At 61.3% G+C, this 11,704-nt stretch carries 15 protein-coding genes and 1 pseudogene; 11 read left to right on the forward strand and 5 right to left on the reverse strand.

Features of this window, described 5'->3' with window-relative positions:
• The 5 genes from BLS52_RS17645 to BLS52_RS17665 all read right to left on the reverse strand — a co-directional run.
• Positions 1-298 (reverse strand): transposase (locus BLS52_RS17645; RefSeq protein ID WP_139186322.1); only part of this gene is annotated, 298 nt, incomplete at its 3' end.
• A gap of 395 nt (positions 299-693) precedes the next feature.
• Positions 694-1,443: a cytochrome c biogenesis CcdA family protein gene (locus tag BLS52_RS17650; RefSeq protein ID WP_090588456.1), complete on the reverse strand. Its 750-nt coding sequence runs from the start codon at positions 1,441-1,443 to the stop codon at positions 694-696.
• 61 nt (positions 1,444-1,504) lie between these two features.
• Positions 1,505-2,398 (reverse strand): F510_1955 family glycosylhydrolase, encoded by an 894-nt coding sequence (locus BLS52_RS17655; protein WP_245702935.1) that lies wholly within the window; start codon positions 2,396-2,398, stop codon positions 1,505-1,507.
• Between the two features lie 329 nt (positions 2,399-2,727).
• Entirely contained in the window at positions 2,728-3,234 is a 507-nt protein-coding gene (locus tag BLS52_RS17660) for a class E sortase (RefSeq protein ID WP_245702936.1), read from the reverse strand.
• 339 nt (positions 3,235-3,573) lie between these two features.
• Positions 3,574-5,472: a bifunctional copper resistance protein CopD/cytochrome c oxidase assembly protein gene (locus tag BLS52_RS17665; RefSeq protein ID WP_090588458.1), complete on the reverse strand. Its 1,899-nt coding sequence runs from the start codon at positions 5,470-5,472 to the stop codon at positions 3,574-3,576.
• 662 nt (positions 5,473-6,134) lie between these two features.
• On the opposite strand from BLS52_RS17665, the gene BLS52_RS17670 reads away from it, so the two are divergent.
• From BLS52_RS17670 to BLS52_RS18720, 11 genes and pseudogenes are all read left to right on the forward strand, one after another.
• A complete protein-coding gene (locus tag BLS52_RS17670) occupies positions 6,135-6,425 on the forward strand; it encodes a hypothetical protein (RefSeq protein ID WP_139186323.1) in 291 nt (96 codons plus the stop codon).
• Positions 6,422-6,643 carry a hypothetical protein gene (locus BLS52_RS17675; protein ID WP_090588461.1) on the forward strand — a complete coding sequence of 74 codons (222 nt, stop codon included), beginning with the start codon at positions 6,422-6,424 and terminating at the stop codon, positions 6,641-6,643. The genes BLS52_RS17670 and BLS52_RS17675 overlap by 4 nt, the downstream gene beginning before the upstream one ends.
• The gene (locus BLS52_RS17680) at positions 6,643-6,861 is read left to right on the forward strand and encodes a hypothetical protein (protein WP_090588463.1); all 219 of its coding nucleotides are present in this window, start codon (positions 6,643-6,645) and stop codon (positions 6,859-6,861) included. The genes BLS52_RS17675 and BLS52_RS17680 overlap by 1 nt, the downstream gene beginning before the upstream one ends.
• A 50-nt stretch (positions 6,862-6,911) precedes the next feature.
• Positions 6,912-7,910, forward strand: coding sequence for a cytochrome c biogenesis CcdA family protein (locus BLS52_RS17685; protein WP_090588464.1), 999 nt, complete (start codon positions 6,912-6,914; stop codon positions 7,908-7,910).
• 1 nt (position 7,911) lies between these two features.
• The gene (locus tag BLS52_RS17690) at positions 7,912-8,571 is read left to right on the forward strand and encodes a redoxin domain-containing protein (protein ID WP_090588466.1); all 660 of its coding nucleotides are present in this window, start codon (positions 7,912-7,914) and stop codon (positions 8,569-8,571) included.
• Complete coding sequence (locus tag BLS52_RS17695) at positions 8,571-8,816, forward strand: glutaredoxin family protein (RefSeq protein ID WP_090588468.1); 246 nt, start codon at positions 8,571-8,573, stop codon at positions 8,814-8,816. The genes BLS52_RS17690 and BLS52_RS17695 overlap by 1 nt, the downstream gene beginning before the upstream one ends.
• Positions 8,817-8,896: 80 nt before the next feature.
• Positions 8,897-9,274 (forward strand): BlaI/MecI/CopY family transcriptional regulator, encoded by a 378-nt coding sequence (locus BLS52_RS17700; protein WP_090588469.1) that lies wholly within the window; start codon positions 8,897-8,899, stop codon positions 9,272-9,274.
• Entirely contained in the window at positions 9,271-10,233 is a 963-nt protein-coding gene (locus BLS52_RS17705) for a M56 family metallopeptidase (RefSeq protein WP_090588471.1), read from the forward strand. Before BLS52_RS17700 ends, BLS52_RS17705 begins: the two co-directional genes overlap by 4 nt.
• A gap of 133 nt (positions 10,234-10,366) precedes the next feature.
• Positions 10,367-10,615, forward strand: a complete 249-nt coding sequence (locus BLS52_RS17710; protein ID WP_245702937.1) for an SHOCT domain-containing protein — start codon at positions 10,367-10,369, stop codon at positions 10,613-10,615.
• 298 nt (positions 10,616-10,913) lie between these two features.
• The gene (locus BLS52_RS17715) at positions 10,914-11,267 is read left to right on the forward strand and encodes an NADH-quinone oxidoreductase subunit A (protein ID WP_245702926.1); all 354 of its coding nucleotides are present in this window, start codon (positions 10,914-10,916) and stop codon (positions 11,265-11,267) included.
• Between the two features lie 23 nt (positions 11,268-11,290).
• Positions 11,291-11,704, forward strand: a pseudogene (locus tag BLS52_RS18720) (hypothetical protein); the annotation flags it as partial.

An 11,704-nucleotide genomic window follows, 5' to 3' on the forward strand; every position in this document is an offset into this window, starting at 1 on the left:
GGATGGTGTTCGCCCGCCGCAGTTCGCGGACCTCGCGCTCGAGCTCGGTGATCCGCTCCGCATCGCTGCTCGTTGTGCCCGGGCGCAGTCCCTCATCGATCTCGGCCCGCTTCACCCAGGTCCGCAACGCTTCCGGGTTCACTCCGAGCTGTTCACCGACACGCCCGAACGCTCCGGTCCTTGTTGCCGGGTTCTTTCGCGCCTCGATCACCATCCGAGTCGCACGCTCGCGCAACTCGATCGGGTACTTCCGCTGTGCTGCCATGAAAAACATCCTCCGGGTAATCGATGTCTCCATCAAACCCGGTACGGTTCACAAGAGCTGGCCGGCCGGACTTTCTGGGTAGGTGAGGGTCAAGGCCTTCAGGCACCCGCACCACTGACCGGGTGCCATAACGAATCGCCACCACTGCCGGTCATAGTGGGCTCGCGGTCTTTACGATTAACCCCGGGATCCCGAAATGGGCAACACAATCCGGAAATGGCTCGGATGGACGAACTGATGATGGATGCACCCGGATGTGATGCTGACATGCAACACGTCGTGGCCCCACTACAGGGTCGGCTCGGAGCATGGCCGGTAGCGCTGAAGGCGCACTGCGATGAGGCGCTGCGCTGTTTGCACTGGCGTTGGTGGTCGGCCGAATTGGTATGAGGCTGATTCTGCCAGGCGAGAAGAGCTAGGCGGGGTCCCTACACCGGGGTGAGAAAGGTACCGGCCAGGTTCTGGAGCTGGTAAATCCATAGCGTCCAGATTCCGGAAACCATCAGCAGGCCCACGAGCACCAGCAGGAGACCTCCGGCCAGATTGAAGATACGCATATGCCGGCGCACGAAGGCCAGTGTCCGGGAGACCCACTCAACACCGAGTGCCACCAGCACAAATGGGATCCCCAGCCCCAGGCAGTACACGAATCCCAGCAACGCTCCACGCCACGCGGTCCCGGTTGTGGTGCTGAGTGCGAGCACGGCGCTGAGGGTCGGGCCCATGCAAGGTGTCCAGCCCAAACCGAACACCAATCCGAGCAGGGGAGAGCCGGCAACGCCGCTGCGCGGACGCCAGGATAGCTTTTGGCTTCCCTGCAGGAACGGCAGCCATCCCACCAGCACCAGGCCCATGACGATCACAAAGATCCCCAGGACCCTGATGAGCAGGTCCTGCCAGCGCAGCATCCACCCGCCGATAAGACCGAACGCCGCTCCGTAGAGGGTGAAAACCGCGGCAAAGCCCAGGATGAACAGGCCGACGCCGGCTAACACCTTGCGCCGGTTATCGGGGCGGGCGGGGTCGGTCAAGCCCGAAACGTAGCCAAGGTAGCCCGGAACTAGCGGCAGGATGCACGGCGAGATGAAGGACACGATGCCGGCAATCATGGCCAACGGAATCGCCACCAGGAGCGCACCGGACTGGACCGTGTCGGCGAAGAATTCGCCAATAGTCATCGGGCTGGACACAGGGGCGGACCGCCCCGCGGCGCGCCGGTCGGTGCGTCAGTCATGAGTACTAGTTCTCGCCTGCCTCGACCAAAGTCGAAAAGCTGGCACCGGAGTCGTCCGAGAATTCCACGCCCTCCGCCGTCGCGATCCATATCCGTACGTCCTCATCCCCGGGCGCGGCAGTGATAGCGCCAGGCTCCGTCACCGTCCCTCCGGTGGCTTCCCACGAGAGGCCCGCATCGCGGCTGATGTGCACTTCGCCGTCCGGGGCCACCCCGACGGCGGTGTCTGCGTCGGCGAAGGCGGTCATCAGTAGCACCGGCGCATCCTTGGGTAGCGTCCAGGTGTAGCCGCCGTCCTCCGAGCGCTGGACGCCTTCTTGCGTTGTGGCGAGTACCACAGGGCTGTCCGGCAGCGCGGCTAGGTTGGCGGGCTGGATCTGGTCACCGGCCTCGGTCCATTCCTGACCGTTGACGCTGATCCGCAACGTGCCGTCGAAGCCGATGACGCCTTCCTCGGAAACGGCCATCGCGTGGAAGTCCGACTCACCCTGGCGGGACAGTTCCTGCCACGTCTTGCCGCCGTCGTTCGATTCGATCAGGCCCACCGGGTTGGGCAGGTCCGAGCCTGGCCCGGGGTGACCGGAAGCGTAGTAGCGGCCTTCGCTGTCGGCGGCGAAGCCCATCAGATCGTTCACCGGCCCGACCTGTTCGACGGTTCCCTCTTCCACTGTGAACAGCCCGTTGTGCGTAGCTACCAGCAGCTGGTCTGTCTCTGGATCGACGGCCATGCCGTGCACGTGGGCGAAGGAGCTTTCCTGCACGGGGCTTTCATCCGAAGCGTTCTGGTTTTCTTGCGGCGCGCAAGCGGTCACGAGCAACAGGCCAGCGACGCCGGCGGCGCCAAGGGCCATCCTGGGGTAACGGTGGGCTTTAGTCGCCGAAATGAGGTGTTGGGTCACGGTGTCGCTTTCCTCCAGCGCCGAGGGATGATTACTAAGCTAAATAGTAGAGCAACGGTGTGCGGCAGGCCAAAAGCGCCGCCAACTATCGTCGTCGCGGAACAATCCCTACGCACAGAGGCCGTGGCAGTTCGCCAGCCCGATGTTGATACGGCGTCTAAATCTGCGCTCCTACGACCGATTCGTTAGTGGGAAGCAACTCATCCATCCAAGGGAAGACGACCTGCATCAGCAGGAGCACTGCAACCGCCAAGAGTAGGGTAGATAGCGCGATTCTTAACCACATCGGGCCGGGAAGGCGTCGGAATAACCGTCCGTACACTAGATCATCACCTCCTGCTAATCTCTGCGATGCGGTCCGCGATCGCTGCCGGTGGACCTGCTTCAAGCGGGCGCCAGGATGTCATCACCGCATATGCGATAATCCGTTTTTCATCTCCGAATCGGGGCCAGCAGGTAGTCAATGTCAACAGACGTTCTGAGGGTTCTACGCCGGGGCGAGTCGGGACGGGCAGCAGAACATCGGTGCGGTGTGGCAGTACGATCTCCTGGTCGCGGTACTCGTAGGTGTAGTAGCCGTCCGCCGTGTGGACGTAAAGTTCATCGCCGGGAACCAGGGTATGAATCAGGTCCAACACTTTCCCGTTCGATTGGCGGTGACCCGCCAGGGCGAAATTACCGATTTCACCCGGCAGTCCCGTTTCGGGATAGTGCCCGAGGCCGAGCTTGTCCAGGACGTCCAGCCCGACGCCCGAGGCGATCGGTACGGAATAATTCTCACCGAAGCGGGGAATGTACATGATTCCCATGGCCTCACCGTATGCGACCGGGTCCATGACCGGCGGCCCGCCAGCGGCGTCCTGTTGCGCCGCTTGGGCATCGCGTTCCTGAGCGGCGGCCCGTCAGGCGCAGAGCTGGCATACGAATCGGCCAATGACGATACGACGTCGTCGTGGTGCGCGCCGGCCTCGACGTTGGTCCACCAGAGCTGCCAGGCGATGTATAGCAGGACGACCACTCCGGCGGTGATCAGGAGCTCGCCGCCAACCTGCACGGTGGCGTGCAGCGGACTGTGCCGTATAGCGTCTGTTCGGGACTTTAAACGCGCCTTGGTGGAGACATGCCGATTCACCAATGCCTGCCAATAATCATGTTTTGCCCGTCCCTGGTTTCGTTCAAGCTTTCCCTGCCTTCGTCACAGCAGGTACCGTTTCCGCTTCCCCGCTCGCTCTGTTTCGCCGGCTTTCGGCGTCGCCCGAGGTTCTAACCACCGCAATGGCCAGGATCGACAACTGGATCAGCCCTAGGCCAAGGATGTACCAGCCCCCGGACTGCTGGTCCTCCAACGGGTCGATACCCCAGGGGCTTTCCATCGCCGCGTACCAGTCGGCAGAAAGCAGGTATCCGGAGTTGATGATGCCTAGCCCGAGAAGGACATAGAACATGGATGGGACGATCAGTCCCATCAGCAGCAGCCGAGACCTTGGTTCCTGACGCATCCGGCTGCTGCGGAGCACCGAGTTAACGAAGAGGCAGCCGACCGCCAGGAAATACGCGACCATCCACTGGTGGCCCAGGAGTTCCATGGCCGCCCATTCCAGCAGCGGCGATGCATAGAACACGCCCACCGAAACGATAAGGAGGGTAGTCGTCGCATAGGTGCTGGTGAGCAGACGTGCCGGGCGTGAGCGGCTGATGAACCGGACCCACTCCCGCGGTCCCATTGCTCCGTCGGCGCGTGCATTCGTTGCGGCGATGAGAAGTGCCACAGGGCGCCCAAGCACGAGCAGGAGTGGAATTACGGTCATCAGTGCCGTTTGGGCAAGAATCTGCGCACTGACCAGAAAATTCTGATAGTCGTTCAATCCGCCGTTGGTGACGTAAAACAATATCAATACCCCACCAGACCATGACGCGGTCCGCATGAGAGGCCACTTTACGTCCCTCGAGCGTAGCCGTATCAGGCCGAAGAGGTATAAGGCGAGGGCCCCGGCTGAGACCGTGAACCACAGCGGGTCGAAGGCTGTCTCGGTGAGGAAGGTCGATATGCCTGGCACGGGTGGGAGTGGCTGGTCGGCCATGCTCTCGGCCAGTACACGGTAGTCGACACGCGGGTCATCTGGTATCGGTTCGTCCAAGCGCAGCAAAATGACGGCCAGAACGGACGCCACACCCATGATGATCAGTTCCAGGCTGACCAGTAGCCAGAAATAGGGCGCCCGAGCGGAAGTATCACGGTCGATCCTCGCTAGTACCCAGCGCCGCTGGATGAGACCGACCAGGCCAAGGGCAACAGCCGCTGTGATCTTGACGAGAACGAGGAAACCGAAGGGGGAAAGGAAGTTGTCAGCGCTGCCCACTGTGGCCAGGAACCTAAGGAATCCCGAGAACGTCAATACGGCGAAAGCCAGCAACGCCACGGTCGAATAGCGCTTGATCACGAGTCTTAGCTGCGCTTGTTCCAGGACGGGGCGGAGCACGACAATCGTGATGAGCCCGCCTAACCACACTGCGGCCGAAATGATGTGGAGTGCGAAGGCGAGGATTCCGGCTTCGTGGCCTTCACCGTAGTTCGGGTGACCGTTCAGTGTCAGGGGCACTAAAGCTGCGATGGCAGCAGTCGCGGTGAGCGCCACCAGCCCTATGTGTCTCACCGCGAAGCAGAGCATGGTGACGACGGCGACCATGGCCGTGGTGGTAAGCGAGGTTCGGCCCAGCCCGACACTGGTTAGAAACAGGCCGAGTCTCTGGCCGAACCCCTCTGTGAAGGTGAGCGGCTCACCCCATGAGTCCAGATAGTTCAGAACCGAACCCGCGATTGAGGCGAGCGTCCATATGACCGCCGAGCCACCCGCAAAGTTCAACGCACGCGCATACTCGCGGCTGCCGGGCCTCAAGGCGATACATGCCAGTATCAACGACCCAACAACAGCAGAGGCGGAAACGTTGAAGAAGAACTTCGCGACCGGCAAAGCCCACAAGACAAAGTCTTCCGCGCCCTCCGGTATGGTGGGGTCGCCATGCAGCGGAAGGAAGGCGTTGACCGCTGTACCAGCCCACTGCAACGGTTGCATCGGCAATTCAGATCTCCTGTAGAAGCAGGCTCAAGGGACGATTTCGGCCACATACAGATTTCGGCCACATACAAACGTGGGCGACTGGCAAGTACTCAAACCTTCGGTACGATCCCGGGCCGGCGCCGGATATCTGACGGGTAACGGAGTCAAGACGATTCGCCGCCGGAACCGGAATCCGCCGCCGGCCGAAGAGCCGCCAGTTCCTCACGCAGGCGGGACAACACGGCGCGATCGTTTCGTACCTGCATGCCCTGCCCCGCCCTCGGACTGCTCCCGCCCGTCATGCACCGCCCCTGCTAGCAAGCAGGGCCAGTACGTACAGGGTTTCGCTCATCAGCCTTCTCCGTTGCTTCGCCGGGGCGGCGACCCCCGCACCCGAACGCTATATACTATCTGAAATAGTAGTTTCCTGCACCGGGGTGGACGTGTATGGCGAACCGACACCCATCGGACAGGCTGGGCCTCTCAGTCGAGCTCGAGGACCAACCCCCCGCTCAGCCCAGCCCCCTGAGGATGCAGGGGGGCGGTAGGGGCGTAAGTGCAGTGGACCTCGACTTGGGACAACGAGTCGCAGCCATCGAAATCTAGATACTAACCAAGTTAGTACTTCTGCTACTATGAACCGTAGTAGTTACGTTGACGATGGAAGGAAACCATTCATGCGGTTAAGAAAGTGGATAACAGTGGCAGCGGGCACGGGCGTTATGTCCTTGGCAGCGGCCATGCCGGCAGCAGCTGCGGGCACCATGCCGATTACGGGCGTTGGGGCAGGTTCCGAGAACCACCGGCATGTCGACGCGGACGGCCAGAACCCCGGCATGATGCGCATGCACGAACTGATGAAAGACGGCAATCCGGGCATGATGCGGATGCACGAAAACATGATGGGCACCGCACCGATGATGTCGACTAAGACCGTTGCGGGAAGCACTGAAGGAGAACTGCGATGAGCGAAGCACTGTATGCACTCGCATTGCTGGCCTGCCCCGTCGGCATGGGCGCGATGATGTGGTTCATGATGCGCGGCAGTAAAAGCTCCCCTGCCCAGGTGAAGCCGACGGAAGAAGCGGAATTGGCTAAATTGCGCGCAGAGGTCGACCAGCTCCGCGCGGGTCAGAGGGACGTAAGTGGTGAGCCCTCCACTCCTCAATCCAGGGCAACGTTCTGATGAGCGAGCTGGTCCTGCCGGTAGTGGTCTTGCTGGCGTCGCTGGCGCTGACATACTTTTTCTGCCTCCGACCCATGCAGCGCGGGCAGTGCGCCCTCGGCCGGAAAGCGCGGCCGGCCGCAGAGCAAGTACCGTCCACGCAGGCGGCGGAGCTGGCACAACTGCGTCAGCAGGTGGAGGCCCTCAAGGCAGGCCAGCGCCAATCTTCCCGCCTCTGACGATCCATCAGATGTACTTGTCTACCATCAGCGGGTCGAAAGGGTAAGGCGTGGAGGAAATACTCCTGTCCACCACCATCTTGGCGGCATTCTTGGGCGGCATGGTCGCATTGTTTGCCCCATGCTGCGTGTCGGTCATGCTGCCGGCGTTTTTCGCCACGACATTCCGGCGAAAAACCGAGATTCTGGGTATGACCCTGGTTTTTGCGGCGGGTGTGGGAACGATCATCCTGCCAATCGCGTTCGGGGCGGCGGCATTGAGCCGGCTCCTCATCGAGTACCACACACCGATCTTCGCAGTCGGAGGATCGGCGATGATCGTGATGGGCGCGCTGATCCTGGCGGGCAGAAAAATCATGCTTCCCATGCTTGTGCGTGGCGGATCAGGTGGTGGACGCAACATACGGTCCGTCTACACGCTCGGCGCTTTCTCTGGTGCCGCAAGTGCATGTTGCGCCCCGGTGTTAGCAGGAGTAGCAGCAATATCCGGGGCCGCATCATCCTTTCCCGCCGCCCTTGCCGTCGGCGTTGCATACGTGTCCGGGATGGTCGCGCCCTTGTGCGCAATGGCGCTGGCTTGGGACCGGCACCGCATCGGGCAACGAAAATTCCTCACCGGGCGCACGCTACCGCTATGGCCTAAAAGTTCCTACCGTGTTCCGGTTGCGACCTTCTTATCCGGGATGCTCATGCTTGTGATGGGCGCGCTAACGATAGCCTTGGCCATTCGCGGACCCGGCATGGCAACTGACGGCTGGGAAGTGCGTTTCTCCGCCGCGCTTACGCATTTCGTCTCGAACGTTCAGGAACTACTGGCCTTCGTCCCGGGCTGGACCACCACCCTGCTGATCTTCGGCGCACTGGTTTCACTAATCGTCCTGGCGATCCGCCGGCGCAATTCAACGATCGTCGCGGAGTCACCGCTCGACGATCCCCCAGCAACCGAACCAGCTGCCGGGCAAAGCGACGCCACCCCAGGCCCAGGTGATGGAAGTGTGCCGCAGGAACCTGAGGCCTACCGTATCGTCACTGGAAAGGAATCCCTCTGATATGGGATCAACGAAAATTTCTACCTCCCAGGCCAAAGGGACCTCACGCCGTTCAGGCCTCTGGTTTGTGGTTGCCGCTGGCGTAATCGCTGCTGTGGTCGGCTTGTTCCTGATCTATCAGGGATCGGTCAACCCCAAACCAACGAACGCTGAAGCGACGAGCACGGTATACGACGTCGGATCACCGGGGATTGGAGAGGCGGCACCAGATTTCGCCCTTCCCGCTACAGAGGGAAACACCGTCAATTTGAGCGACTACAGCGGCGAATCCACCTTGCTCTACTTCCATGAGGGGTTGGGATGCCAGCCCTGTTGGGATCAGATCAGAGATCTGGAAATGGCACCCGCAATTCTGCAGAAGGCCGGAATAGATTCCCTGGTAACCATCACCAGCGGGCCTGTGGATCTCATAGCCCAGAAAATGGCCGACGACGGCCTGGGATCGGTTGCCCTGGCCGATACTGACCTGGACGTCTCTCGAGGCTACGAGGCGAACAAGTACGGCATGATGGGTGACTCACGTAACGGCCACACCTTCATCCTGGTCGGCCCTGATGGCACCATCCAGTGGCGGGCCGACTACGGTGGCGCCCCGAACTACACGATGTATGTTCCGGTGCAGCAACTGATGAAAGACCTCGAAGCCGGGCGGGTCAGCTGATGCCAACGACCGTCACTGTGCTGACCCAGGACAACTGCGCCTGGTGTGAGCAGGCAAAAGCCATCCTCCAGGACATATCAGCTACCCAACCCTTGTCGATTGAGGAGATTGAACTGACAAGCGAGCATGGCCGGGACCTCGCGATCAGTCACGGCGTCGTCTTCGCCCCTGGCATCCTGCTTGATGGGCAACTCTTCAGCTACGGCCGACCGTCAGAGAAAAAACTCCGACGCAGGCTAAAGTAGCACCGCCGTCACCGGCATCTACTATGCGCGGTAGGATTGTCCCTAAACGCGGGTTACACGTACGACAGAAGGGACCTGGCATGCACCGTCTCGGCCAGCTCGAATCGGCGATCATGGAGCGGATGTGGTCTCGCCCCGGGCCGGCGGCCGTACGAGACATACTCGAGGACATCCAGCGGAACCGCGACATCGCGTACATGACCGTCAAGACCGTGATGGACACACTTCACCGCAAAGGCCTGCTTGACCGTGAACCCGACGGGCGTGCATTCCGCTACCGGCCGACGCAAACTCGGGAACAGTACGCCGCGGCCCACATGCAAGAGGTTCTTGCCGGTGGAAGCGATCGCACCGCGACCCTTCTGCACTTTCTTGAGCAAATACCCGCTGACGAGGTCGCACAGCTACGGGCGGTTCTGGATCGTGCCGAGCAGGACAAAACCCAGGCCAGCAAGTGATCGGGGCACTCCTACTTATCGCCTACGCCGTGGCGGCAGCGGGAGCCGCACCGCTCCTACGCAAGGGTACGTGGGCCGAGCGCTCCCCCAAGGTCGGTATCATCGTGTGGCAGTCGTTATCCGTCACTGTCATCGCGAGTGTCGTGCTGGCAGGCGTGATGTTAGCGGTTCCTGCTATGCCGTTCACCATGACTTTGGCGGACTTCCTGAGAGCTTGTGTCACGGTCCTCCAGGAGCAGTACTCCACACCTGGAGGGGCAGTGGTGACAACGGCCGGTGCCTTCACGGCCGCAGCCGTCATGGCGCGCACCGGGTACTGCCTCTTCTCGGAATTCATCTCCGCACGAAAGGCCCACCGGAGTCAGTCGCGGTCCCTGGCACTGCTGGGTCGCAGGGATCCCAGCGGCCGCTTCCTCATAGTGGAGCATCAAACGGCCGCCGCCTACTGCCTCCCAGGACGAAACAACGAGATCGTCCTGACATCTGCAGCACTCGGCGCCCTGGACGAAGATCAACGAACTGCTGTCATCGCCCACGAAAAGGCGCACCTGCGCGCACGTCACCACATCATCGTGGCGGTGGCAGAAGCAATCCACCGCGCCTTCCCCCGGGTTCCAGCGTTCAGCATCGCACACAGCGAAATCGCACGCCTGATCGAGATGGACGCCGATGACCGGGCTGCCCGCAGCAACGCCAGACTCACGGTTGCAACAGCTATGGTGCGCTTGGCTGAAGCAGGGCCCGCCCCTTCCGCAGCATTGGGCGCAGGAGGCACCAGCGCACTCGCCAGAGTCCGCAGACTTGCCACACCCTCAGCGCCGCTCGGTACACTGCACGCGTTCCTCGCCGTCTCAGCCGCAACCGTGATGCTCGTCCTGCCCCTAGCCGTTGCCGTAGCACCAGCGGCATCAACCGCCTACGCCCAGACCTGCCCGACCGGATTTCCCGCCTCCACCTAGTAAATCCAGCGGAGACGTCCCAAATCGACCTATCTGCGAGCAAGCCGATTGAAGTGCCGACTGAACCCCACACTACTAAAATCGTTAGTAGTGTGGGGTTCAGCATTTAATCAGCAAATGAAAGGACGGGCACATGGGTGGAATGATGGGCAGCGGAATGATGGGATGGGCTGCGATCTGGTCGGTTGTGGTGATTTTACTCCTGGCAGCCGCGGCGACAGCACTGATCGTTCTCGCGGTGAAATCTGCACGCAACACCCAAACCAAGGGTGGAGGATCCGGTTCTGGTGAGGCGCACGAGATCCTGCGGGCCCGATTTGCACGAGGAGAAATCGACGACGAGGAATACCGACGCCGTTTAGCCATGCTGGACCAGCAGTAATCCATCCTCGGCGGAAGGAACCGCAGATGCTTGCTCCCGGCACTCTAGCCTTCCCGGTAGAACCCTGAGGGGCCGCGTGCACCTCTCCCGTGGTCATCTATCCGCCTGATCTCAGTACGTTGGGCTACCGTAGCCGAGTCGCCTCGGGGTAGAACTGAGATCATTCGATGCTGTTACCGGTGATGAAAGTGTCGGACGGACGGAACGGGCTGAACTGAGCTGAGCTGAGTAAGAAACGATTGAACCAGCAGCTCTGCTAGGAACATGAAATTACAGAGGAACCACCAAGGGAGGGAACGTGAGCTCCACCTATCTCAGTGTGTTTGTGATGCTTGTGGTTGCAGCAGCCTTCATCGGAGGTCTCTATCTGCTCAACAGGGCTACCTCGGTCGAGGCGAAACCCATCGAGAACCTGCCGTTTCTGTCCGGATGGATACCGGAAGAGCACGCGCTTTCCCGCTACCACTCCCGCTTTTACCCACTGACGATGATCTTTCTGGCCTTCGACGTCGAGATGCTTTTCATGTATCCATGGGCCGTTGTCGCCGCCGACAGCGGAATCGAAGCTGTGATGGAGATGTTCATCTTTCTTGGTGTACTTATGGCCGGTGTCCTCTGGGCGTGGCGTGAAGGAGCGCTCCGTTGGGTTTAGCAGGGGCGCTGAGCCGTGCGGCCGTGAACCGTCTACATGTCCTCATCATCGAAATCCCCGGGTGGGACCGGACCAGGATGCGCGCGGAAACCGAAGTGCGTTGCCGAGGATGGACGGTCGCCGAATCGCCCGCTGACGCGGACGTCCTGCTCGTCTGTGGAGTACCTGGAGCGGAGCTCTCCTCCGTTTGTGACCGGGTATGGGAGCAGCTGCCTGGGCCTCGGGTCCGGGTAGAGGCCCAGCATGAAGAGGCTACTTCCGCAGCACTCGATAAAGCCGTCACCATGATCCTTGACAGCGCCGCGCAACGCCGCGACGCCGTCTCACGGAAGCAGAAGGCGTCCGAAGGTGAGGGAGAGAAGACCGCGGACCCCGCCTCCAGCCATATGGACCACAGGGTCAGTGCCAGCGCCGCCGATACTCCCTCGGCTACGGGC

Origin of the sequence: Arthrobacter subterraneus (genome assembly GCF_900099735.1) — a bacterium.
GTDB lineage: Bacteria > Actinomycetota > Actinomycetes > Actinomycetales > Micrococcaceae > Arthrobacter_D > Arthrobacter_D subterraneus.